This is a genomic window from Caballeronia sp. INML3B, assembly GCF_023631305.1.
Classification (GTDB): domain Bacteria; phylum Pseudomonadota; class Gammaproteobacteria; order Burkholderiales; family Burkholderiaceae; genus Caballeronia; species Caballeronia turbans.
This window is the reverse complement of the sequence record NZ_JALQDI010000044.1, coordinates 1-21,910: the sequence shown is the minus strand read 5'-3', so window position 1 is coordinate 21,910 and position 21,910 is coordinate 1. Positions and strand designations below refer to the sequence as shown.

Here is a 21,910-nt window from a genome sequence, read left to right as displayed (position 1 = left end):
CTTCGGTGGATGCCCATGGATGACGAGGAAGATATCGGCGACGCGAGATCCGGCCTCGCGGACACGGCGCTGACGCTCGCGCGATCGGGCGCACGTCGCGCCGAGGCGGCGCTCGCGTGGCTCGATCGCGTCGATCCCGGCACGCATCGGCGTATCAAGGGATTGCGGCTCGTCACCGCGTACGGCCTCGCGGCGGCGCTCGGCGCGTTGCAGGACGTGACGCAGAGCGTGCCGCCGGGCGTGTCCGTCGGCGGGCTCGCGGGCGGGTTCGCGCTCTGGGCGAGCGTGTCGGAGGCGCGCGCGACGCGTTTCGAATCGAGCCGCGATCTCGTCGTGCTGTGCATCGCGGCGGCGTTCGGTGCGCTGACCTTTGCTCTGTTCGGCCCGTCGCTGCGCGAGCTCGGGCGCGGCGGCGCCGAGCTGATTCTCGTGACGGGCGCCTTTCTGGCGGGCTACCTGAAGCGGTTCGGAGTGACCGGCGCGGGTATCGGCTCGCAGCTCTACATCGGACAGCTTCTCGCCTATGGGATGGACCTCAGGCCCGGCGATTCACGGGCGATTCTGATCGCCTTGCTGATCGGGATGCTTGCTGCCATCGTGCCGCGCATGTTGAGCGGGCCGGCCGAGCATCCGGCCGTGCTGCCGGCGTTGGCGTCCGAGCCTGCGTATGGACGTCACGCGATATCGCCGGCGTTCGCGATGGGCCTGCAGGCGGCGTGCGGCGCGCTCGTCGTCGTAGTGCTGAACCGCGCGTTCGGGCTGGCGGAATCGGCGTGGGCGATCACGGCTTGCGTGTATGTCGTCGCGACGTCGGCGGTCGGGACGGCGGAGCGCGTGCGGCGACGCATCTACGGGACGCTCGTCGGGGTGCCGATCGGCATCGTTTGCCTGCCGCTTGCGGAGCATTGGCCGCTCGTCGTCTGGATCTTGTCCGCGTTCGCGATGATCGCTTATGCGATGGCGTTGCCGGAGCGGTATGACGTCGCGTGTGGGGCCTTTGCGTTCGTGCTCATCGTGACGATGGCGGCGAGCGGGGTGCATTCCGTGGAACTGCTGACGGCGCGGGCCTGGGAGACGCTTTTGGGTGGGGCGTTGGGGTTGCTTGCGTCGAGGGTTATTTTTCCGTTGCGGGTGGTGAGGGGGTAGGGTGGTGGTTTTTGGCGCCGCGGTGCTCCCTCTTCTTTTGGATAGCAAAGTTATCGGATTTGAAGTCAGAACGAAACAGGCAGGCGAAATGTTGTGTCGATGAAGCTGCGCAAAGCTGACGCTTCTTGAATTCGAGCGTTATGCGAGTAAGCGCCGCCCCGCACGGCGCAACGCTGATAAACCAACGCGAACACGCAACTGCCGAAAGCGCAAAAGCACCAGCTAACCCAACCAGCTCAACGCCCCGCCACCTTCTCCAGCAACCTGTCCAGCACGTCGAAATCGACCGGCTTCACGAGATGCATATCGAAGCCCGCCTGCGCGGAGCGTTCCTTGTCGCTCTCCTGCCCGAACCCCGTCATCGCGACCACTTTGGCGGGTCCAAGGAGCCGTTGCGAGCGCAGCGTCCGCAGCACCGCGTACCCATCCATATCGGGCAACGCCAGATCGAGCAGAACCAGATCCGGAGGAAAATGCCGAATGACTTCGAGCCCTTCCTTGCCGTGATACGCGGTGCGCACGTCATGCCCCTTCATCTGCAGCAGCATGGCGAGGCTGTCGGCTGAATCCTGGTTGTCGTCGATCAGCACGACGCGCAGACCATCGCCCGCGGCCTGCGTCGCGTTCTGCGCGAGCACGCGATGCGGCCGCGGCGCATCGTCGTCGGACGCATAGGGCAGGCGCACCGTAAACGTGCTGCCCTGATTCGGCCCGGCGCTCACCGCGCTGATCGAGCCGCCATGCATCTCGACGATCGACCGGCACAGCGTGAGTCCGATGCCGAGCCCCGCTTCGCCGGGATTGAGATAGTGATCCTCCTGCACGAAGAGATCGAAGATGGACGCGAGGCCCTTTTGCGAAATGCCGCGCCCGGTGTCGATCACTTTCAGCAGCAGGGCGGTCGGCTCAGGCTCGACGACAACGCTGATCGTGCTCCCCCGCGGCGAGAACTTCGACGCGTTGTTCAACAGGTTCTGCACGACCTGCACGAGCCGTGTGCTGTCCCCCACCACATGAACCGGCTCCTGCGGCAGCTTCGTGACGACGCGCTGCATGCGCTCATCGGTGAAAGGATGCACGAGCTCGGTGCTGCGCGCGACGATATCGCTCACGTCCACGCGCGCCATGCGCAGATCGATCTTGCCCGTGGTGATGCGGCCCATGTCCAGCAGATCGTCGACGAGCCGGCCGAGATGCGACGTCTGCCTGTCGATGATGTCGCGGCACGCGGCGACGCGCTGCGGCATGTCCGTTTCCATCTGCATCACGCCGATGGCATTGCGCACCGGCGCGAGCGGATTGCGCAGCTCGTGCGCGAGCGTAGCGAGAAACTCGCTGATGCGCCGCGACGATACCTCGAGCTGCTCGAGGCGCTTGCGCTCGCTCATGTCGCGCGTGACCTTCGCGAAGCCGCGCAGCACGCGATGCTCGTCGTACACCGCCGTGATGATCACGTTCGCCCAGAAGAGCGAGCCGTCCTTGCGCACGCGCCAGCCTTCGTTTTCCACGCGGCCAGTGCGAATCGCGGTCTGTAGTTCGATCTCGGGAAGGTTCGCGGCCAGATCCTCGGGGCAATAAAACGTCGAAAAGTGCTTCCCGAGAATCTCCGATGGCTGATAGCCCTTGATGCGCATCGCGCCCGTATTCCAGCTCGCGATATGGCCGCCCGTATCGAGCATGAAGATCGCGTAGTCGCTCACGCTTTCCACGAGCAAACGGAAGCGCTCTTCGGACAGACGCAGCTTTTCCTCCTCGGCGCGCTTGGCGGTGAGATCGTGCGTGCATTTCGCGTAGCCGATGATCTCGCCCTTCGTATTGCGCGCCGCGGTAATGACGACGTTCGCCCAGAACAGCGAGCCGTCCTTGCGCACGCGCCAGCCTTCATCCTCGAAGCGGCCGGTCGCGTACGCCTGCTTCAGTTCGTATTCGGGCCAGCCGCGCGCCACCGACTCCGCCGTGTAGAAGCGCGACAGATGCTGGCCGATGATCTCGTGCGCCTCATAACCTTTGATCTTGCGTGCGCCGCTGTTCCAGCTCGTGATGCGGCCGTTGAGGTCGAGCATGAAAATCGCGCAGTCTTCGATCGCATCGACGAGCGCGTGATACTGCGCGTCGGTCATTGCGCGCCCGCTCGAAGCCGGGCCTGCGACGCCGAGTTGGGGAACGGCGGATCTCGATCTGGTCATGGGTCTGTAGTCAGCGCAGCGGTGATGTGGTGTATCGCATTTCCGTGTAGCCGGTGCGTGGCCGGTGGACATCGCCTGGACAAAAGTCGCTTACGACAGTTTACCCGCTGGCGGCGCCTCGCACCGAAGCCTTTGTAACAAGCGGTAGGCGGCGGCTGGCCGTCCCGTAAACGTCCCTTGACAGCGCGCGGTGTGATTTATAGCTTTTAATCATTTCAATCCCGAAAAGAGCCTCGCTCATCCGTCGGATCGGCCGCTCGACGCATCCAGCGAACTCGTCTGTTGCGCACCGCCCTGACGTTTGCAAACGGAGGCTCTCATGGACCGTCGTCGCTTCCTCTCGCTGTCCGCGTTCTATACCGTCGCGGCCGCCACCGGCACGCTTGCCGCCTGCCATTCGGGCGATCACGACGACAACGGCAACGCCGGGGGCGGCGGTTCGACGCCGCCGCCCGCGGGCGCATTTGCGTTCCCGCAAGGCGTCGCGAGCGGCGATCCGCGCGACGTCTCCGCGGTATTCTGGACCCGCTGCGTCGCGAACGGCAGCAATGCGGCGGCGTCGCCGTCGCCCGTCGCGGTGACGTTGCAGGTGTCAGCGCAGCAGAACTTCGCGCAGCTCGTCGCCAGCGTGCCGTTGAGTGCCGTCGCAGATTACGACTTCACCGTGCGGACCAAGGTCACCGGTCTCGCCGCGAAGACGACGTACTACTACCGTTTCGTCGCGGGCAGCGACATCAGCGCGACGGGCACGACGCGCACCGCGGCCGCGGCGAACGAAGCCATCCCGCAACTGCGCTTCGCTTGGTTCGTGTGCCAGAACTGGAGCGCGAATCACTGGCAGGCAATGTCGCTGCTGGCCGCTGAAACCGATCTCGACTTCGTCGTGCATCTGGGCGATTACATCTACGAGGCGGGCTTCGCCGCGCAACCCGGCACCGTGGAGCCGGCGCATCCGGCGATCACGCTGCCGAGCGGCGGCGCCTATGCCAGCACGCTCGATGACTACCGCACGCTATATCGCACATATCGCGGCGACGCGCGCCTGCAGAACGTGCATGCGCGCTTCCCGGTCATCGCGATCTGGGACGATCACGAATTCTCCGACGATTGCTGGCAGGATCATCAGACCTATACGAACGCCAATCTTCAGCAGACCGCGCGACGCCGCAATGCGAATCAGGCGTGGGCCGAGTACTTGCCGGTCGACTGGGGCGACGTGTCGTTCGATCTCAACAACACGGCCTACGACAACATCCGCATCTATCGCGACTTCCACTTCGGCTCGCTCATGCATCTCGTGATGACCGACGAGCGGCTCTATCGCGACGATCACGTCGTGAGCGAAGCGGCCATCGCGCAGGCGCTCGGGCACGATCCGGTCAACGGCAACGATCTCGTCGGCTCGCGTTATTTCGTGGCCCAGCAAGTGCTCGCGCGATTCGAAGCAGCCGATACGCAACGGCTCGGGCGCGTACCCTCTATCTTCGGTCCCGCGCAGACGCAATGGTGGAAGGACACGCTGAAGGCTTCCACCTCGATATGGAAGGTATGGGGCAACGAAGTGATGATGAACCGACTGTGGCTCGATCTCACGTCGATCGCGCCCGCGCCCGATAACGTCGTGTTCGTGCTCGATTGCGACGCGTGGGATGGCTATCCGTCGCACAAGGCGGATCTGCTGTCGTTCGTGAAGGCGCAGAACATCACGAATCTCGTCGCGATCACGGGCGATCTGCATGCGTTCCAGGCGGGCATCGTGCGCGACGTGCCCAATCCCGCGACGGGCACGCCGGTGATGATCGATCTGATGTCGGCGGGCATCAGCAGCCAGCCTTTCTTCGAAGACGTGAAGACGTATGCGGCGGGCATGCCCCTCGCCTCGCTGATCGGTTCATCGGCGCTATTGGACAGCTTCATCCGCCAGAACAATCCGGACATGCTGTATGCCGATCACGACGGCATCGGCTACGCATCGGCGACTCTCACGCCCACGCAATTCGTCGCGATCTTCAACAAGATGAAGTTCCTCAATGCCGACGGCACTGCGCCGCAAAGCCCGCTGCAAAAGCGCACGCGACTGACGATCAATGCGGGCGCGGTATCCGTCGCTGTCGAGGACAACGTATGAATGCACAACGCGCTTCATACACAAGCGATCGATCCATCCATTCCTATCCGTGCTTTTGAGGGGATTTCAACGCCGATCCGCGCACGTAGACTGCGTGCACATTTCATGAGGTCGGTTGCTGGCAGGCAGTGCAATGAGGCCGATTTGAAGTGGCTATGTGAAACCCTCAGGAGCACTATCATGACCGGCAAACTCAAAGGCATCTTCCTCGTCGCGGCGCTCGCGGGCGCTTCCCATGCAATGGCGAGCGGCTATGGCCCTGCACCGTATTACTCGCCGATGGACGGCGCGCCCATGTCGCAGCAAGGCATGAACATGCAGACCATCGCACAGGATGCACAGCAAACCAACGACGCGAGCGTCGACAAGTCGAAGCAGGACAGCCCGCTCATGCAGGCGCAGGACTGAGCACGTCTGCGATGACTTCGCGTCCTGCCGGTCATGCCGGCGGGACGCGCTCGTCCTGAATCCGCCGATGCGGTGACACCCATGGTGAGCCGTTCTTCCGGGGGGATTTCAAGTCGAGCGCACGCAATTACACTGCGGGCACATTTCGGAGGGTCGAGCCTGTGGCAGGCAGTGCGAAGAGGCCCTTGAAGTGAACCTTCGAAACCTTCAGGAGCACGACCATGACAGGAAGACTCATCGGCATTGTCCTCATCGCGGCGCTGGTCGCCGGATGCTATGCGCTCGCACGCGGCCATGGTCCCATGACGTACTACATGGACGACAACGCGCTGCTGTCGCGCTATCTCGCCGATGCACAGACGCTCGCAAGCGACAGTCAGCCCGCGAGCGCGAGTGTCGCGACCGTGAAGCACGACAGCCCGCTGCTTCAGTCGCAGGACTGACGACGCTCGGCGAAATGCGGCTGATGTACTGGGTCGAGATCATCGCCGACGATTCAATGGAACGCCTGATTCGCCGCGTTTTTCGCGGCGTTCGATGCGCCGTCCGCGCCGACGTTCCCGACGGTTTCCTTCGCGCGCCCGATCTCGATCTTCGGCATGAACAGCATCGCGACGACGGTGCCGAGCGCGATCACGAACATTGCCGCGAACGTCAGATGCAGCGAGTGATGCAGCACGAGTCGGATCTCGTTGTTCGTCGCGAAGTCGCCGGGCACGGACGAGAGCAGTTGCTTCAACTGGTCCGCGTGCACGGGCGGCAGGCCGTCCGTATGCGTGAGGCCGTAGTTCTGCACCGCGCCGAACACGGCGGCGCCGAGCGTGTTGCCGAGATTGCGCGAGAAGAGGTTCGATGCGGTCGCGCTGCCTCGCTCGTGCGGCTGCACGATTTCCTGGATCAGGATGAGACACGACACGCTCGTGATGCCCATGCCTAAGCCGAGCACCGCCGAGCCGACGCCCGCCCAGATCGCGCTCGATTGCGGACCGAGCAGCACGAAGGGCAACGCGCCGAGCGGAATGAACACCGGGCCGATCATCAACAGGCGCCTCAGACCGATGCGGCTGAACGAGCGCGAAGTAAAGGTCGCGCCGCTCGGCCAGCCGATCATCATCATCGTGAGCGCGAGGCCCGCTTCGACCGGCGTGCGATGCATCACGCCCTGCACGTACATCGGCAGGAAGGTGGTGAGGCCCATCATCGCCATGCCGGCGAGCAGGGTCGCGACGTTGCTCGCCGCGATCGGCCGATGCGACCACAGGCCGAACGAGATCATCGGATCGGCGGCGCGGCGCTCCTGAACCACGAAGCACACGCTGGCGATGACCAGCACCGCGATCTCGATGCCGACGCGCGCATTGCTCGCGTGGCCGGCGTCGGTGAGCGTCATCATCAGCGCGGCGACGGCGGCGGTGAAGAAGAACGCGCCCGCGAAATCGATCGCCGGACGGCCGTGACGCTTTTCCTCGTGCAGGAAGAGGATGAAAAGCAGCGCGGCCAGAATGCCGATCGGCACGTTGATCCAGAAGATCCACGCCCACGAGAACTGGCGGATCAGCAGGCCGCCGACCATCGGCCCGAGCACGGCGGACACCGCCCAGACGCTCGCGAGATAGCCCTGCACCTTGCCGCGCTCGCGCGCCGGATAGAGATCGCCGACCACCGTCAGCGCGACCGGCAGGATCGCCCCCGCGCCGACACCCTGGATCAGCCGGAACACGATCATCGCGGGCATCGACCACGCGAAGCCCGCGAGCACCGAGCCGATCAGAAAGATGGCGATGCCCGCAAGGATGGCCGGCTTGCGGCCGTACAGGTCCGCGAGCTTGCCGAACACCACCGTGAGCGCCGTCTGCGTGAGCAGGAAGGAAGAAAACACCCAGCTGTAGAGATTGAGCCCGCCGAGTTGCGTCGCGATTTGCGGCATCGCGGTCGAGACGATGGTGGCTTCGATCGCGACCATGGCCATCGAGGCCATGACCGCTGCAATGACGAGGGGACGGGCGGTTTGTCTGTTCTGTGACATGCGGTGATGAATGGCAGATCGCGCGCCGCGCGAACCGGATGCGATGCGCGCGAAGCGGTCATGCTCGAAAGATGGAATTGCGGCGGCGACGCCCAGGCTTGCGAATTCCTTGCAGCCGAAGCAATGTCGCCGATGAAGAAGCGCCGGATGCAATGTTATCCCGCCGCGGGAAACGCTGCTCGGCGACGCCTGACGCGCCCTCATTCAACGCTAATTCTTCGCGCCTACGCTTCTTCATGTGGACGGGCGGCGCTTGCCCCAGCACTTTGCGGCTCGTTTCACGTTTTTCGTAACTCCTCAGCCCTTGGGCGTCGGCCGTCATCGGACCGACGCCCTTTTTCTTCCGGCGCTCACGCGCAGCTGTCACGCACATGTCGTCTTTCAGACCGAAATCTCCGGGAATGTCGCCTAAAATCGAACGGGCAGCTGAATCGCCCCGTTCCTTTCCGAAGCGGCGCACCCGGATGATCAAATCACTGAAGAATCAACTCGTCGTCGCGCTGGGGCTGCTCGTGAGCGTGATCGGCGTCGTGCAGGGCGTGAGTTCGTATCAGTTGAGCAAGACCGGCATGAGCGCGCTCCTCGACATGCGGCTCGAACAAGTGGCGGCGCGCATGCGCGACGGCTTCGCCGAGGGCATACCGCAGAATCCCGCGCGCGGCTCGCAGGACGATCGCGATGTCGTCGTCGTCGTGTGGAAGCCCGATGCCACTTTCCCGTTCCGCACGACCGATCCGTCACTGCATTTTCCGCGCGACGCGCAAGCGGGTTTCTCCGGCGTCGAGGTCAACGACGAACATTGGCGCGTCTTCACCCGTCAGGAGCCGACGATGACCATTCAGGTCGCGCAACGTTCGTCCGTGCGCCGCGAGATCACGCAGGAAGCCGCGACGCAAACGCTCTGGCCGATCGCCGTACTGCTGCCGCTCATATGGATCGCGGTCGCGCTCGTCGTGCGGCGCTCGCTGCGTCAGTTGAACGAGCTGGGCGCGCAGGTGCGGGCCATCGACATGGGTCATCTGCAGCCGCTGCCGACCGTCGGCGTGCCGACGGAAATCACGCCCTTCATCGAGTCGATCAACACGATGATCGAGCGCCTGGCCACCTCGATCGAAAAGGAACGCAAGTTCATCGCCGACGCCGCGCACGAACTCCGCACGCCGCTCACCGCGCTTCAGCTTCAGGCCGACAATCTCGCGCCGCATATCGTCGCCGGCAATCAGGAGCGCTTTCAGGAATTGCGCAAGGGCATCGCGCGCAGCGGCAAGCTCATCGCGCAACTCTTGCGGCTCGCGCGCGCCGATGCACCGGTGAACGGCGCACCGCTCGCGCGCGTAGACCTCTCGGAAGTGGTGACGGGCGCCGTCGCCGACGTGCTGCCGATCGCGATCTCGCGCGGCATGGACATCGGCGCGGAGGAAATGGTGAACGCGCACGTGCGCGCGGTCGAGACGGACATCGGGATGGCGGTGAAGAATCTCGTGTCGAACGCGGTGCGCTATACGCCGGATGGCGGCACCATCGACCTGCGCATGCGGCGTGACGGCGACATGGTCTGGATCGACGTGATCGACAACGGCCCGGGCATCGACGAAGCACTGCTGCCGCGCGTGTTCGATCGCTTTTTCCGGGCGAATCCGGACGTGGAGGGCAGCGGGCTAGGCTTGTCCATCGTGAAGGCTATCGCCGCGCGCTACGGCGGCGACGTCACGCTGAGAAACCGCAGCGACGGCCAATCGGGCATCGTCGCTTCAATCAGCTTTCCGGTCGAAGAAGTCAGCGAAAACGTGCCTGCGCCTGTATTCAACACGTAGGGATTTGCGCGCGCTTTTACGACGATTACAATGCATTCGCTGCGCGGCACAAAGCGATCTTCACCGGTCAGTAGAAGAATTAAATAGACCGGTCGTGCGTTTGGATTTTTCGGGCCGCATTCCTAGGCGCGTGGCGCGCGCCATTCTCGCGAGGCGCGGGGTGGAACATGCGAATTCTCCTGATCGAAGACGACGTGCAGATCGGCACGAGCCTCATGCGTGCGCTCAAGGATGCCGACTATGCCGTGGACTGGGTCCGCGACGGCAACGCGGGCCGCGAGGCGATCAACGCCGCCGAATACACCGTCGTGCTGCTCGATCTCGGCTTGCCGGGCGTGACGGGCATCGAGCTGTTGCGACAGGCGCGCACGGGCGGAAACGCGACGCCGGTGCTGATCCTCACCGCGCGCGATGATGTCGACACACGCGTTCAGGGCCTCGATCTCGGCGCCGACGACTATCTGCTCAAGCCCTTCAATATGCCCGAACTCCTTGCGCGCATCCGCGCGGTGCTGCGGCGCAAGGCGGGCTACGCGGTCTCGCGTCTCGGCGACGATTCGATCTGCCTCAATCTCGACCAGCGCACGCTCACCTGCGGCGAGAATTCGGGCGTGCTGTCCGCACGTGAATTCGCGCTGATGCACGCGCTGCTCGAACGTCCCGGCACGATCTTCTCGCGCGACCAACTGGAAGACCGGCTCTATGGCTGGGGCAAGGAAGTGGAGAGCAACGCCGTGGACGTGCTGATCCATTCGGTGCGCAAGAAATTCGGCGCGGGCGTGATCCGCAACGTGCGCGGGCTCGGCTGGACCGTGATGCTCGGGCAGGCGGGCCGCGAGGAAACGAAGTAGCGCGCGTTGCATCGGCGGCGCGGCGCTCAGGGCCGATCGTGATGCCGCCCGAGGGCGCCGCAGAAATACATGCTGTAGTCGTGATCCTGCGTTTCGACCTGACGCATGCGGCGTTCGAGATCGGCGAGATCGCTCGATGATGCGAGATAGGCGTCGCGGGCCTCGTCCGGCGTGTGAATCGAGAAGAGATGGTCGATGGACTGCGAAAGACGTGCAAACATGATGTGCTCCCGTCGTTGAAAAAAGGCCGATATGAGTGGGGCCGACGAAAGCAGGTTATGCCCGGCGAATTAGAAAGGAATGAGAGCGCAATCGCATGCCTTCGATGCGCGATTGCGCCCTTCGCATGACGAAGCGTTCGCCAACGCACCGTGAATCCGATCGCACTGCGGGCAGGCACTGCCGCGCCGCACCATCCCGTGCTATCGTGCTTTTATACGGGTTACATGCGGGTTTCGATACGAAACGCCGTGCGTCATCCGCGTTCGTCGATCGTCTCTCGTGAAGGCCGCCATGAACGATGTGTCTCGTATCCTCAGTGCCCGCGACCGCGTCGAGTTGCTCTGCTGGCTCACGTGCGGCAGTCTCGGCGCGTATTACCTGAATGGCGACTGGCCTGCCGCCTCGTTTCACGTGCAGGCCGCGCATAAATGGCTCGACCGGCATCAGCGCCTCGCGGACTGGCTCACGGTCGCCAAGCTCGCCGCCATTGCACGCGAGATCGCCACGCAGCATTGCGCGCTGCTCGAAGCGGACTGGGCGCGCGACGCCGTCGAGGAAATCCTCGACAGTGAAGACCTCAACTATCAATCGGATGTCGTCCGGCAGGTCTTCGACGATTGCCGCCGCGCACTCGCCGAAAAGCGCACGCCGGAATGACGTGCTCGCGCGCACGGGCAGGCTCTAGCGCGAATTACTGTATGGATGTACAGTAAGCCATTTTTATTGCCTGGCGGCACTGCCTTAGCATGTTCGGTGCGTTCTCCTCTGTCGATTTCGCCTTGAGCGCGTCTCGTTGCGCAGCGACGTTCTGATCGCCGCAATGGACACGCCGTCTCCGACACCCGCGCCGCGCCGCATCGCGCATCTCGACATGGATGCGTTCTTCGCGTCGGTCGAACTCCTGCGTTATCCCGAACTGCGCGGCATGCCCGTCGTGGTCGGCGGCGGCCGCAGCGCCACGCCCGAGACGCTCCCCGACGGCTCGCGCCGCTTCAGGCGCCTGCGCGATTACGCGGGCCGCGGCGTCGTGACCACATCCACTTACGAGGCGCGCAAGTTCGGCGTCTTTTCCGCAATGGGCATGATGAAGGCCGCGCAGCTCGCGCCCGACGCGATCCTTCTGCCGACCGACTTCGAGTCCTATCGCCACTACTCGCGCCTCTTCAAGGCCGCGATCGCGACGTTTACGACGCAGATCGAGAATCGCGGCATCGACGAGATTTATATCGACGTCAGCGATCTGCCTGGCGAGCCGGCCGATATCGGTCAGCGGATGAAGGACGCCGTGCGCGAGGCGACCGGGCTCACGTGCTCGATCTGCATCGCGCCGAACAAGCTGCTCGCAAAGATCGGCTCCGAGCTCGACAAGCCCGACGGCCTCACCATCCTCACGATGGCCGACCTGCCGACGCGCATCTGGCCGCTCGCCGCGCGCAAGGTGAACGGCATCGGCCCGAAGGCGAGCGAAAAACTCGCGGCGCTCGGCATCGTCACTGTGGGCGATATCGCCGCCGCCGATCCCGGGTTCCTGCAGACGCACTTCGGCGGCACGTATGCCGCATGGCTCGCGCGCATCGCGCAGGGACAGGACGAGCGGCCTGTCGTCGTGAGTTCGACACCCAAGTCGATGAGCCGCGAGACCACGTTCGAGCGCGACTTTCATCCGAAGCAGGATCGCGCGACGCTCTCCGCGGAGTTCACGGGCCTGTGCACGCGTGTCGCCGAGGACTTGCAGCGCAAAGGCTATGTCGGGCGCACGGTGGGCATCAAGCTGCGCTTCGACGACTTTCGCACCGTGACGCGCGATCTCACCGTGCCTGTTGCGACCGCTGATCCGGTCGAGATCCGCCGCGCCGCGACCGAATGCCTGAAGCGAATCGTGCTCGATCGCCGCATCCGGTTGCTTGGCGTGCGCGTCAGCGCGCTCGCGGGGCGCGATGAGAGTGGTTTCGCCGAGCCGGTGCAGGTCGAATTACCGTTCGACGCCGCCGGCGACTAAGCGTTTCCCCGTACGGCGCACTCGTCACCCAATGCCTATTAGGCTGATCAATACAGAAGTCTTTCATTGGTTCACCGCTCTGAGCGGGCTTTATCGCAGCGGCGCATAACGAAAGCTCGGATCCTTCGTTGCCGGCTCAATCGACGCGCGTTAGATTGTTCGCTTCCCCGAAGTTATCGATGGTTATCGATTCGACCGTGACGATTCAGACCGCTTTCAATCCCGCTCTCGCTTCCCTTGCCACATCCCGCGAAGCCGCCGATCAACCCATCGAGATTCGCCAGTTCGACGCGCCGCTCGGCGCCGAAGTGATCGGGCTCGATCTGTCGAAGCCGATATCGAAAGCCGATTTCGCGCGCATTCACCGCGCGCACCTGGATCATCACGTGCTCGTGTTTCGCGATCAGCGGATCACGCCCGATGAGCAGGTCGCGTTCAGCAAGCGTTTCGGCCCGTTGCAGATTCACGTGCTGCATCAGTTCGCGCTCGCGGGACATCCGGAAGTGCTGATCGTGTCGAACATCGTCGAGAACGGCAAGCCGATCGGCCTCGGCGATGCAGGCCATTTCTGGCACTCGGATCTCTCGTACAAGGACAAGCCGAGTCTCGGGTCACTTTTGCATGCGCAGGAATTGCCCACGGTCGGCGGCGACACGCTCTTTGCGAACCAGCATCTCGCGTGGGACACGCTGCCCGTGCATCTGCGCGATGCGGTCGAAGGCCGTGCGGCCGAGCACACGTATCTCGCCAAATACGCCGAGCTGCAACAGCGCAGCCCATGGCGGCCCAATCTTTCGGCGGAGCAGATCGCGCAGGTCAAGCCGGTCACGCATCCGATCGTGCGCACGCATCCGGAAACCGGGCGCCGCGCGCTCTTCGTCAGCGAGCATTTCACGACGCGCGTGATCGGCTTGCCCGAAGACGAAAGCCGCGCCTTGCTCGCGGAACTGTTCGCGCACAGCACGCGGCCAGAGTTCATCTATCGCCATCAATGGCGCGAGAGCGACATGGTGTTCTGGGACAACCGCTCGGTCATGCATCTCGCGGCGGGCACGCCCGACGATCAGCGCCGCAAGCTGTATCGCACGACCATCGAAGGCGACGCGCCTTTCTAAATACGAATATCGCTTCATTCACGGGGTTTTTCGATGCATTCTCGATCAGGGAAGGGCGCGCCGCGCGCCTTCATGGCCGCGCTCGCGGTCTCGCTCGGCATCACGTCGGCGAGCGCGCATGCGGAAGGCACATTGCGTATCGCCGAGCAGTTCGGTGTCGTCTATCTGTTGCTCAATGTGGCGCGCGATCAGAAGTTCATCGAGCAGGAAGGCAAGAAAGAAGGCCTTGATATCAAGGTCGATTGGGCGAAGCTGTCGGGCGGTTCGAGCGTGAACGACGCGCTGCTGTCCGGCTCGGTCGATATCGCGGCGGCGGGCGTCGGCCCCTTGCTGACGATCTGGGACCGTACGCACGGACGGCAGAACGTGAAGGGCGTCGCGTCGCTGGGCAATTTTCCGTATTACCTCGTATCGAACGATCCGCGCGTGAAGACCATCGCCGATTTCAGCGAAAAGGACCGCATCGCGGTGCCGGCGGTCGGCGTGTCCGTACAGTCGCGCATCCTGCAATATGCGGCGGCCAAGCAATGGGGCGACAAGCAATATGATCGCCTGGACAAGCTCACGCAGGCCGTGCCGCATCCCGATGCGACCGCGGCGATCATCGCGGGCGGCACGGAGATCAATGCGCACTTCGGCAATCCGCCGTTTCAGCAGCAGGAACTCGCGGGCAATCCGAAAGCGCATATCGTGCTCAATTCATACGATGTCCTCGGCGGCCCGAGTTCCGCGACCGTGCTCTACGCGACCGAGAAGTTCCGCAACGAGAATCCGAAGACATATCGCGCGTTCGTCGCCGGTCTCGCCGATGCCGCGCGCTACATCACGCAGCATCCCGATCAGGCCGCCGATATCTATCTGCGCGTGAACAACGCGAAAATCGATCGTGATCTGCTCATCAAGGTGATCAAGGATCCGTCGGTGCAATTCAAGGTCGCGCCGCAAAACACGTTCGCGCTTGCGCAGTTCATGCATCGCGTCGGCGCGATCAAGAACGAGCCGAAGTCGTGGCAGGACTACTTCTTCTCCGATCCCGCGACGAAGGACGGAAGCTGAACAGGCGCGCTTATCGGCGAGCGCGAATTGGATATGCGCATTGATTGGTTCGCTCGAGACGAGCGCGCCGGTATCGTGTTCGTTTGCCATCCAGCAGACAGATCATGGCCGCCAATCCCCAAGCGCTTTATTCACAGGAAGCCGATCGTCACACTTCCATGAGCGGCAAGCTTCTGAGCGCGAAGAACGTCACGCTCGAATACCGCACGCCCGAGCGTCTCGTGCGCGCGACGCACGATGTCAGTTTCGATGTGTACGGCGCCGACCGCTTCGTGCTGCTCGGGCCGTCGGGCTGCGGTAAGTCCACCTTGCTCAAGGCCGTCGCCGGTTTCATCGAGCCTGTCGCGGGCAGCATCGAAATCGGCGGCGAGCGCGTGCGCGGGCCGGGCGCGGATCGCATCGTCGTGTTTCAGGAATTCGACCAGTTGCCGCCGTGGAAGACGGTTCTCCAAAACGTCGCCTTCCCGTTGCGCGTCGCGCGCAAGCTCGGCCGCGCCGAAGCGCGTGAGCGCGCGCTGCATTATCTCGACAAGGTCGGCCTCGCCAAATTCGCCGACGCTTATCCGCACACGCTATCGGGCGGCATGAAGCAGCGCGTCGCCATTGCGCGCGCGCTCGCGATGCAGCCGCGCGTGCTCCTGATGGACGAGCCCTTCGCCGCGCTCGATGCGCTCACGCGCCGCCGCATGCAGGAAGAGCTGTTGCGCCTGTGGAGCGACGAGCGCTTCACGTTGCTGTTCGTCACGCATTCGATCGAGGAAGCGCTCATCATCGGCAATCGCATTCTGCTGCTGACGCCGCATCCGGGGCGCGTGCGCGCTGAACTGAACAGTCATCAATACACGCAGGAAAGCATGGGTCGCGGAGAGTTTCAGCAAAGCGTTGCGCGCATTCATCGTCTGCTGTTCGAAGAGGAGGCGCAATGAGCACGCCGCATCTGATCGTGCCGCCCGTGCGGCCCGAATACGAAGTCACGCCCGCCGCGCTTGCCGGGGTCGAACACGAAGCGCCGCTGCCGCTTGCGAAGCGGCTTGCGGATCGCGCGTGGCTGCGCAAGTCCATCATCGCGATCGTGTTGATCGCGATCTGGGAAATCGCCGCGCGCGCCGTCGATAACGATCTCCTGCTGCCGACTTTCAGCGCGACTTTCGTCGCGTTCGTGCAGGGCATTGCGTCGGGCGAGCTGATCGCGAAGGTCGGCATTTCGATGTCGGTATTGCTGCGCGGCTATGCGCTCGGCGCAGCGCTCGCGTTCGTGCTGACGTCGCTTGCGGTATCGACGCGCATCGGCCGCGACATCCTTTCTATGCTCACGGCGATGTTCAATCCGCTGCCGTCCATCGCACTGTTGCCGCTCGCGTTGCTGTGGTTCGGCCTCGGGACGGGAAGCCTGCTCTTCGTGCTCGTGCATTCGGTGTTGTGGCCGCTCGCGCTCAATACGTATTCCGGATTCCAGGCGGTGCCTTCGACCTTGCGCATGACCGGCCGCAACTACGGTCTCACCGGCATGCGTCATGTGATGCTGATCCTCGTGCCCGCCGCGATGCCGTCGATTCTCGCGGGGCTGCGCGTCGGCTGGGCATTCGCGTGGCGCACGCTGATCGCGGCGGAGCTCGTGTTCGGCGCGAGCTCGGGCAAGGGCGGCCTCGGCTGGTACATCTTCCAGAATCGCAACGAGCTTTACACGGATCGCGTGTTCGCCGGGCTCGCCGCGGTCATCGTGATCGGCCTCGCCGTCGAGCATCTCGTGTTCGATACCGTCGAGCGCGTCACGGTGCGTCGCTGGGGCGTGCAGCAATAACCGCGATCAATTTCCGTCGCGAATGAAGTCGATGAATGCGCGCAGCGGCCCCGGCATGTGCGCGCGGCTCGGATAGTAGAGCCGCGGGCCGGTGAAACTCTGCCACCACGGCTTGAGCACCGGCACGAGCGCGCCGGCGTCGATCGCCTCGCGCACGAATTCGTCGAACGTATAGACGAGACCCAGCCCGGCGATCGCCGCGCTTCTGCTTATTTCGATCGACGACGTGACGAGCGGACCCTGCGGTGCGATGCGCATCACTTCCTTGCCGCGCATGAATTCCCACACCGCCAGCACGCCGCTGTCGAAGCGATGCCCGATGCACGCGTGGTTCACGAGATCGCGCGGATGTTTCGGCTCGCCGTGCGCGGCGAGATAGGACGGCGCCGCAACCGCGACGAAGCGCTGCGTGCGCGGCCCGATCGGCACCGCGATCATGTCGCGCTCGATGCGCTCGTCGTAGCGAATGCCCGCATCGAAACCGGCGGCGAGCACGTCGATGAACGTATCGGTTGCGCTGATTTCCAGCTTGATGCCCGGATGCGCCGTCAAAAAGCGCGCGACGATGGGCGGCAGTATTTCGCGCGAGACGATCCTCGGCACGTTTAGCCGCAGCGTGCCGGTCGGGCTGTCGCGAAAGTGGTTGACGGTATCGAGCGCGCCCGCGATTTCCGCGAAGGCGGGCGCAAGGCGTTCGATCAGCCGCTCGCCCGCTTCGGTCGGCGTGACGCTACGCGTCGTGCGATTGAGAAGGCGCACGCCCAGCCGTGTTTCGAGCCTGCGGATCGCCTCGCTCAGCGACGACGCCGACACGCCGCGCAACAGCGCCGCCTGCCTGAAGCCGCGCGAGCGCGCGACGGCCAGAAACGCGTGAAGGTCCGACAAATCCGGCTCGTCCATGGTTTGCTCATTGTTCGCATGGGCGCACAGCCCATTCGCATTGAGGCGGATTATCGCACGTGTCAATTGCTCCCATAATCCTCTCCACGTCCTTCAGGAGAGAACCATCATGGAACAACGCAGACTCGGGAAGACCGGACCGCAATCGTCGGCCATCGGGCTCGGATGTATGGGCATGTCGGGCATGTACGGGCCATCGGATCGCGCGGAGAGCATCGCGACGATTCACGCGGCGCTCGAAGTGGGCATCACGCTGCTCGACACCGGCGACTTCTACGGCATGGGCCACAACGAAATGCTGATCGGCGAGGCGCTGAAAAGCGCGCCGCCTTCACGGCGCGATTCGGCGATTGTGAGCGTCAAGTTCGGCGGCATGCGCGACCCGGCCGGCAATTTCATCGGGTTCGACGGACGTCCCGTTGCCGTGAAGAACGCGCTCGCGTACACGTTGCAGCGGCTCGGCGTCGACCATATCGACATCTTCCGCCCCGCGCGGCTCGATGCGAACGTGCCGGTCGAAGATACCGTCAGCGCCATCGCCGACATGATCGAGGCGGGCTATGTGCGTCATGTCGGGCTGTCGGAAGTGGGCGCGGAAACGATCCGCAAGGCGGCGGCCGTGCATCCGGTGTGCGATCTGCAAATCGAGTATTCGCTGATCTCGCGCGGCATCGAGGACGCGATCCTTGCGGCATGCAGGGAACTCGGCATCGGCATCACGGCGTATGGCGTGCTGTCGCGGGGGCTCATCAGCGGACACTGGAGGAAGGACGCCGCGCAAGCGGGCGACTGGCGCGCGAACAGTCCGCGCTTTCAGCAAGGCAATGTCGAACGCAATCTCGCGCTCGTCGATGCGCTGCGCAAGATCGCGGATGCGAAAAGCGTGAGCGTCGCGCAGATCGCCATTGCATGGGTGCTGGCGCAGGGCGATGACATCGTTCCCGTGATCGGCGCACGCCGCCGCGATCGCCTGACGGAATCGCTCGGCGCGCTCGACGTGACGCTCACGAAGGATGACTTCGCCGCGATCGAAGCGGCGGTGCCGAGGGGCGCGGCGGCGGGCGATCGCTATGAGGCCGTGCAGATGGCGCACCTCGACAGCGAGAAAAACTAAGCGCTCATCGTGCGCGCAGAAACACCCACGCATTGAACGCGGCGCCGGCGAACATCAGCACGCTCGTCATCGCGAAGACGGAGTGCATGCCCGAATGCGCGGCGATGAAGCCGCCCGCGAGCGGTCCCGTCACCTGCCCGATGTATTGCGCCGATGTCGCGTAGCCGAGGATGTATCCGGCTGCGTGATCGGGCACGTTGTGACGCACGACGCTCGTGATCGCGGGCAGCAGGCCGCCCAAAGCGAGGCCCATCAGAAAGCGCAGCACGACGAGCTGCGTGCCGTTGGTGACGAACATCTGCGGAATCAGCAGCACGCCGCAGACGGCAAGACACGCGACGATCACCTTCGGTGCGCCGATGCGATCCGCAAGCCGTCCGACGCGCGGCGCCGCGAGCACGCTGCCGAGCGCGGCGGCCGACATCACGAAGCCCGCGACGAGCGTGACCTGCTTCGCGTCCTTCACGAGTTGCGCCACGTACACCGTGATGATCGGCTCGATCGACATGTTCGCGAACATGAGGAGCATCGCGCTCACGAGCATCGCGATGACGGGCGTAAGCAGCGGCACGTCGCGCCAGCCGCCGCGAGGCCTTGTCTTCGCGTGATCGGGCGCGCGGCGCGCTTCCTTGACGAGCAGCGTCGTCATGATGAACGAGCAGAAGATGAGGCCGCCCGCGAGAAAGAACGTCGCGCGTATGCCGATCAGTCCCGGCAGGAGTCCGCCGACGAGCGGTCCGACGAGATTGCCGGCCATCATGCCGGCCGCGTGCGTGCCGAGCGCCCATGCGGTGCGGTGCTTCGGCGTCTGCGTTGCAATCATCACGATGGCGCCGCTCGCATAGCCGCCGACGAGCCCCGCGAGAAAGCGCATCGCCACGAGTTGCCAGACGGTCTGTACGACGCCGAGCAGGGACATCGTGATCGCCATGCCGAGGCTCGCGCGGATCAGGATCGGCTTGCGGCCGTAGCGGTCGGCGAGACGCCCCCATAGCGGCGCGACGAGCCCCGCCGCGAGAAACGTCGCGCCGAAAGCGACGCCGGACCATTGCACCGCCGCGTCCACCGACGAGGCCCCGAGCTGCTGCACATAGAGCGGCAGGAAGGGCAGGAGCAGCGTCATCGCCATGATGGTGGTGAACGAGCCGAATACGCAGACGTAGAGATTGCGCTGCCAGTGAGCGGAGCCTTCGGACATGGATGCAAGGAGGTCGCGGAGTTCGCGTGACTTTCGCAGATTTTGCGCCGATGCGCTCGCGCACGTTGCGGCACGCAAACTGCGACGCGTGTACGATCGATCCCGATCCACCGATGGAGAGACGCCGAGTGAAAATCGCGACCTTCAACATCAACGGCATTCGTCCGCGTCTCGACGCCTTGTTGAAATGGCTCGAACGCGAGTCGCCCGATATCGTCTGTCTGCAGGAATTGAAAGCGACGGATGCGCAGTTTCCCGCCGATGCGATCGCGAGCGCGGGCTATGGCGCGCTATGGCACGGACAGCAGTCGTGGAACGGCGTGGCGATTCTCGCGAAGGATGCCGAGCCGGTGCTGGTCCGGCGCGGGCTGCCCGGCTACGAGGACGACACGCATAGCCGTTATATCGAAGCGGCCGTGGGCGGATTGCTGATCGGTTGTCTGTATCTTCCGAACGGCAATCCGCAGCCGGGCCCGAAGTTCGACTACAAGCTCGCGTGGTTCGAGCGTTTCAATGCGCACGCGAAAGCGTTGTTCGACAGCGGTCATCCCGTCGTGCTCGCGGGCGATTACAACGTCGTGCCCACCGACGAGGATATCTACAACACGCGCTCGTGGCTGAAGGACGCGCTCCTGCAGCCCGAAAGCCGCGCGGCATATGCGGATCTCCTTGCGCAAGGCTGGACGGATGCGTTGCGCAAGACGTTTCCCGACGAGCGCATCTATACGTTCTGGGATTACTTCCGCAATCACTGGCAGACCAACTCGGGCCTGCGCATCGATCATATTTTGCTCAGCAAGGATCTGGCGAAGAAGCTCGAGAGCGCGGGCGTGGATACATGGGTGCGCGGCGAGCCGCATGCGAGCGATCATGCGCCGACATGGGTCACGCTCAAGCTCGGGCGCACGCGCAGGAAAGCGGCGGGCGCTTAGGCTTGCAGCGTGTCCCGCGCCGGTTGCAGCGAGGAGAGGAATTGCATGACGTGCTCGCGGCCGCCCATCGTCCAGACGTCGAGATGATCGGCGTCTTCGATGAGCGCGAGGCGCTTGTCGCCGCGTGCGGCGTCGAAGAGGCGCTGGAAGTGCGCGGGCGGGATCACCCCGTCTTTGGTGCCGCCGTAGATCAGAAGCGGCGCGCGCACCGATGCGATCTTCGAAAGGCTATCGTAGCGATCGCGTGCGAGCAGCCGCACCGGGAAGAGCCGGAATCGCATCGCCGCCACATCGACGATGCTCGTGAACGGGGCTTCGAGCATCAACGCGTTGATTTTTGCTTCGCTCGCGAGCTGCACGGCGACGCCCGAGCCGAGCGAATAGCCGTGCAGCACGATGTTCGATGAACGCGCCGATGCATAGGCGTAGGCGGCGCGTGCATCGGCATAGAGGCCGGCTTCGTGCGGCCTGCCGGGGTTGCCGCCGTAGCCGCGGTATTCGGCGAGGAGCACGCCGTAGCCTGCTTCGATCAGCTCGAGCGCGATGTGGCCGCGTTGGGCGAGGTCTTCGCCATTGCCGTGGAAGAGGATGATTGTCGAGGCGGTTTTTTGTTTGGGTGCTTTGTAGCGGACGGTCAGGGTGAGTTCGTCTTCGGTTTTTATGCGGACCGCTTCGGTTTGCTCCTCCAGTTCCGCGTTCTTGAAAGCTTCGATCTTTTCCAATGGATAGACCAGGCGGCCTTGTAGCCAATAGAGTCCCGCCAAGGCAATGGCGTAGAGCAGCGCGATCGCTGTCAGAAGAATCCAGAGGGTTTCTGGCATTTGTTTTTGAGGGCGAGGGCGGAGGTGGGGGCTTTCCTATGGTAGTGGGTTTGCTTTTTGTGCGTTTGTACGGTGGATTGCTTTTGGGTTTCGTTTTTCGCCGGATCCCGTTTTCGTATTGGTTTATTAGCGTTGCCCCTATGCGGGGCGGCAGTCACTTTCTTTGCTGCTGCAAAGAAAGTGACCAAAGAAA

General features: G+C 63.9%; 22 protein-coding genes. 14 read left to right on the top strand and 8 right to left on the bottom strand.

Features of this window, described 5'->3' with window-relative positions; all coding sequences use genetic code 11:
- Window positions 1–15 precede the first annotated feature (15 nt).
- On the top strand, window positions 16–1,146 hold the full coding sequence (locus NCS58_RS20405) for an FUSC family protein (protein ID WP_061120748.1): 1,131 nt from the start codon (window positions 16–18) through the stop codon (window positions 1,144–1,146).
- A 236-nt stretch (window positions 1,147–1,382) separates the two neighbouring features.
- Here NCS58_RS20405 and NCS58_RS20400 read toward each other — a convergent pair whose 3' ends face one another.
- Window positions 1,383–3,266 (bottom strand): PAS domain-containing sensor histidine kinase, encoded by a 1,884-nt coding sequence (locus NCS58_RS20400; protein WP_061120749.1) that lies wholly within the window; start codon window positions 3,264–3,266, stop codon window positions 1,383–1,385.
- A 385-nt stretch (window positions 3,267–3,651) separates the two neighbouring features.
- Between NCS58_RS20400 and NCS58_RS20395 the strand changes: the two genes are divergently transcribed.
- From NCS58_RS20395 to NCS58_RS20385, 3 genes are all read left to right on the top strand, one after another.
- A complete protein-coding gene (locus NCS58_RS20395) occupies window positions 3,652–5,460 on the top strand; it encodes an alkaline phosphatase (protein WP_061120750.1) in 1,809 nt (602 codons plus the stop codon).
- Window positions 5,461–5,640: 180 nt separating this feature from the next.
- Window positions 5,641–5,868, top strand: a complete 228-nt coding sequence (locus tag NCS58_RS20390; protein WP_061120751.1) for a hypothetical protein — start codon at window positions 5,641–5,643, stop codon at window positions 5,866–5,868.
- 221 nt (window positions 5,869–6,089) lie between these two features.
- Window positions 6,090–6,311: a hypothetical protein gene (locus NCS58_RS20385; RefSeq protein ID WP_061120752.1), complete on the top strand. Its 222-nt coding sequence runs from the start codon at window positions 6,090–6,092 to the stop codon at window positions 6,309–6,311.
- Between the two features lie 53 nt (window positions 6,312–6,364).
- Here NCS58_RS20385 and NCS58_RS20380 read toward each other — a convergent pair whose 3' ends face one another.
- Both NCS58_RS20380 and NCS58_RS20375 read right to left on the bottom strand, forming a co-directional pair.
- Window positions 6,365–7,894 carry an MDR family MFS transporter gene (locus NCS58_RS20380; RefSeq protein WP_061120787.1) on the bottom strand — a complete coding sequence of 510 codons (1,530 nt, stop codon included), beginning with the start codon at window positions 7,892–7,894 and terminating at the stop codon, window positions 6,365–6,367.
- Between the two features lie 58 nt (window positions 7,895–7,952).
- On the bottom strand, window positions 7,953–8,366 hold the full coding sequence (locus NCS58_RS20375; protein WP_143756416.1) for a hypothetical protein: 414 nt from the start codon (window positions 8,364–8,366) through the stop codon (window positions 7,953–7,955).
- Here NCS58_RS20375 and NCS58_RS20370 point away from each other — a divergent pair.
- Both NCS58_RS20370 and NCS58_RS20365 read left to right on the top strand, forming a co-directional pair.
- Window positions 8,359–9,708 carry an ATP-binding protein gene (locus NCS58_RS20370; RefSeq protein WP_061120753.1) on the top strand — a complete coding sequence of 450 codons (1,350 nt, stop codon included), beginning with the start codon at window positions 8,359–8,361 and terminating at the stop codon, window positions 9,706–9,708. The genes NCS58_RS20375 and NCS58_RS20370 overlap by 8 nt on opposite strands.
- A 167-nt stretch (window positions 9,709–9,875) precedes the next feature.
- Complete coding sequence (locus NCS58_RS20365) at window positions 9,876–10,559, top strand: response regulator transcription factor (RefSeq protein WP_061120754.1); 684 nt, start codon at window positions 9,876–9,878, stop codon at window positions 10,557–10,559.
- Window positions 10,560–10,585: 26 nt separating this feature from the next.
- On the opposite strand, the gene NCS58_RS20360 is transcribed toward NCS58_RS20365, so the two are convergent.
- Window positions 10,586–10,780: a DUF3563 family protein gene (locus tag NCS58_RS20360; protein ID WP_061120755.1), complete on the bottom strand. Its 195-nt coding sequence runs from the start codon at window positions 10,778–10,780 to the stop codon at window positions 10,586–10,588.
- A 292-nt stretch (window positions 10,781–11,072) separates the two neighbouring features.
- Between NCS58_RS20360 and NCS58_RS20355 the strand changes: the two genes are divergently transcribed.
- The 6 genes from NCS58_RS20355 to NCS58_RS20330 all read left to right on the top strand — a co-directional run bounded on the left by NCS58_RS20355 (window position 11,073) and on the right by NCS58_RS20330 (window position 16,752).
- Window positions 11,073–11,438 carry a hypothetical protein gene (locus tag NCS58_RS20355; protein ID WP_061120756.1) on the top strand — a complete coding sequence of 122 codons (366 nt, stop codon included), beginning with the start codon at window positions 11,073–11,075 and terminating at the stop codon, window positions 11,436–11,438.
- A gap of 163 nt (window positions 11,439–11,601) precedes the next feature.
- Window positions 11,602–12,780 (top strand): DNA polymerase IV, encoded by a 1,179-nt coding sequence (dinB, locus tag NCS58_RS20350; protein ID WP_061120788.1) that lies wholly within the window; start codon window positions 11,602–11,604, stop codon window positions 12,778–12,780.
- 179 nt (window positions 12,781–12,959) lie between these two features.
- Window positions 12,960–13,895, top strand: coding sequence for a TauD/TfdA family dioxygenase (locus NCS58_RS20345; protein ID WP_061120757.1), 936 nt, complete (start codon window positions 12,960–12,962; stop codon window positions 13,893–13,895).
- A gap of 33 nt (window positions 13,896–13,928) precedes the next feature.
- Window positions 13,929–14,951: an ABC transporter substrate-binding protein gene (locus NCS58_RS20340; RefSeq protein ID WP_061120758.1), complete on the top strand. Its 1,023-nt coding sequence runs from the start codon at window positions 13,929–13,931 to the stop codon at window positions 14,949–14,951.
- Between the two features lie 104 nt (window positions 14,952–15,055).
- Entirely contained in the window at window positions 15,056–15,877 is an 822-nt protein-coding gene (locus NCS58_RS20335; protein ID WP_061120759.1) for an ABC transporter ATP-binding protein, read from the top strand.
- Window positions 15,874–16,752, top strand: coding sequence for an ABC transporter permease (locus tag NCS58_RS20330; RefSeq protein ID WP_061120760.1), 879 nt, complete (start codon window positions 15,874–15,876; stop codon window positions 16,750–16,752). The genes NCS58_RS20335 and NCS58_RS20330 overlap by 4 nt, the downstream gene beginning before the upstream one ends.
- Before the next feature lie 6 nt (window positions 16,753–16,758).
- Here NCS58_RS20330 and NCS58_RS20325 read toward each other — a convergent pair whose 3' ends face one another.
- The gene (locus tag NCS58_RS20325) at window positions 16,759–17,652 is read right to left on the bottom strand and encodes a LysR family transcriptional regulator (protein ID WP_061120761.1); all 894 of its coding nucleotides are present in this window, start codon (window positions 17,650–17,652) and stop codon (window positions 16,759–16,761) included.
- Between the two features lie 109 nt (window positions 17,653–17,761).
- On the opposite strand from NCS58_RS20325, the gene NCS58_RS20320 reads away from it, so the two are divergent.
- Window positions 17,762–18,766 (top strand): aldo/keto reductase, encoded by a 1,005-nt coding sequence (locus tag NCS58_RS20320; RefSeq protein WP_061120762.1) that lies wholly within the window; start codon window positions 17,762–17,764, stop codon window positions 18,764–18,766.
- 4 nt (window positions 18,767–18,770) lie between these two features.
- Here the strand turns inward: NCS58_RS20320 and NCS58_RS20315 are convergent, their stop codons facing one another.
- Window positions 18,771–19,964 (bottom strand): MFS transporter, encoded by a 1,194-nt coding sequence (locus NCS58_RS20315; protein ID WP_061120763.1) that lies wholly within the window; start codon window positions 19,962–19,964, stop codon window positions 18,771–18,773.
- A 113-nt stretch (window positions 19,965–20,077) separates the two neighbouring features.
- On the opposite strand from NCS58_RS20315, the gene NCS58_RS20310 reads away from it, so the two are divergent.
- Window positions 20,078–20,896 (top strand): exodeoxyribonuclease III, encoded by an 819-nt coding sequence (locus NCS58_RS20310; RefSeq protein WP_061120789.1) that lies wholly within the window; start codon window positions 20,078–20,080, stop codon window positions 20,894–20,896.
- Here the strand turns inward: NCS58_RS20310 and NCS58_RS20305 are convergent.
- Complete coding sequence (locus NCS58_RS20305) at window positions 20,893–21,717, bottom strand: alpha/beta hydrolase (RefSeq protein WP_061120764.1); 825 nt, start codon at window positions 21,715–21,717, stop codon at window positions 20,893–20,895. The two genes, NCS58_RS20310 and NCS58_RS20305, sit on opposite strands and share 4 nt — an antisense overlap.
- Window positions 21,690–21,910, bottom strand: a 221-nt coding sequence (locus NCS58_RS20300) for a hypothetical protein (RefSeq protein ID WP_250538868.1), incomplete at its 5' end; no start/stop codon positions are given. The genes NCS58_RS20305 and NCS58_RS20300, both read right to left, overlap by 28 nt.

Bases quoted from the DNA above. Each gene is read 5' to 3' on its own strand.
- NCS58_RS20405 (WP_061120748.1), top strand. From the start codon at position 16: ATGGATGACGAGGAAGATATCGGCGACGCGAGATCCGGCCTCGCGGAC.
- NCS58_RS20400 (WP_061120749.1), bottom strand. From the start codon at position 3,266: ATGACCGACGCGCAGTATCACGCGCTCGTCGATGCGATCGAAGACTGC.
- NCS58_RS20395 (WP_061120750.1), top strand. From the start codon at position 3,652: ATGGACCGTCGTCGCTTCCTCTCGCTGTCCGCGTTCTATACCGTCGCG.
- NCS58_RS20390 (WP_061120751.1), top strand. From the start codon at position 5,641: ATGACCGGCAAACTCAAAGGCATCTTCCTCGTCGCGGCGCTCGCGGGC.
- NCS58_RS20385 (WP_061120752.1), top strand. From the start codon at position 6,090: ATGACAGGAAGACTCATCGGCATTGTCCTCATCGCGGCGCTGGTCGCC.
- NCS58_RS20380 (WP_061120787.1), bottom strand. From the start codon at position 7,894: ATGTCACAGAACAGACAAACCGCCCGTCCCCTCGTCATTGCAGCGGTC.
- NCS58_RS20370 (WP_061120753.1), top strand. From the start codon at position 8,359: ATGATCAAATCACTGAAGAATCAACTCGTCGTCGCGCTGGGGCTGCTC.
- NCS58_RS20365 (WP_061120754.1), top strand. From the start codon at position 9,876: ATGCGAATTCTCCTGATCGAAGACGACGTGCAGATCGGCACGAGCCTC.
- NCS58_RS20360 (WP_061120755.1), bottom strand. From the start codon at position 10,780: ATGTTTGCACGTCTTTCGCAGTCCATCGACCATCTCTTCTCGATTCAC.
- NCS58_RS20355 (WP_061120756.1), top strand. From the start codon at position 11,073: ATGAACGATGTGTCTCGTATCCTCAGTGCCCGCGACCGCGTCGAGTTG.
- dinB (WP_061120788.1), top strand. From the start codon at position 11,602: ATGGACACGCCGTCTCCGACACCCGCGCCGCGCCGCATCGCGCATCTC.
- NCS58_RS20345 (WP_061120757.1), top strand. From the start codon at position 12,960: ATGGTTATCGATTCGACCGTGACGATTCAGACCGCTTTCAATCCCGCT.
- NCS58_RS20340 (WP_061120758.1), top strand. From the start codon at position 13,929: ATGCATTCTCGATCAGGGAAGGGCGCGCCGCGCGCCTTCATGGCCGCG.
- NCS58_RS20335 (WP_061120759.1), top strand. From the start codon at position 15,056: ATGGCCGCCAATCCCCAAGCGCTTTATTCACAGGAAGCCGATCGTCAC.
- NCS58_RS20330 (WP_061120760.1), top strand. From the start codon at position 15,874: ATGAGCACGCCGCATCTGATCGTGCCGCCCGTGCGGCCCGAATACGAA.
- NCS58_RS20325 (WP_061120761.1), bottom strand. From the start codon at position 17,652: ATGGACGAGCCGGATTTGTCGGACCTTCACGCGTTTCTGGCCGTCGCG.
- NCS58_RS20320 (WP_061120762.1), top strand. From the start codon at position 17,762: ATGGAACAACGCAGACTCGGGAAGACCGGACCGCAATCGTCGGCCATC.
- NCS58_RS20315 (WP_061120763.1), bottom strand. From the start codon at position 19,964: ATGTCCGAAGGCTCCGCTCACTGGCAGCGCAATCTCTACGTCTGCGTA.
- NCS58_RS20310 (WP_061120789.1), top strand. From the start codon at position 20,078: ATGGAGAGACGCCGAGTGAAAATCGCGACCTTCAACATCAACGGCATT.
- NCS58_RS20305 (WP_061120764.1), bottom strand. From the start codon at position 21,717: ATGCCAGAAACCCTCTGGATTCTTCTGACAGCGATCGCGCTGCTCTAC.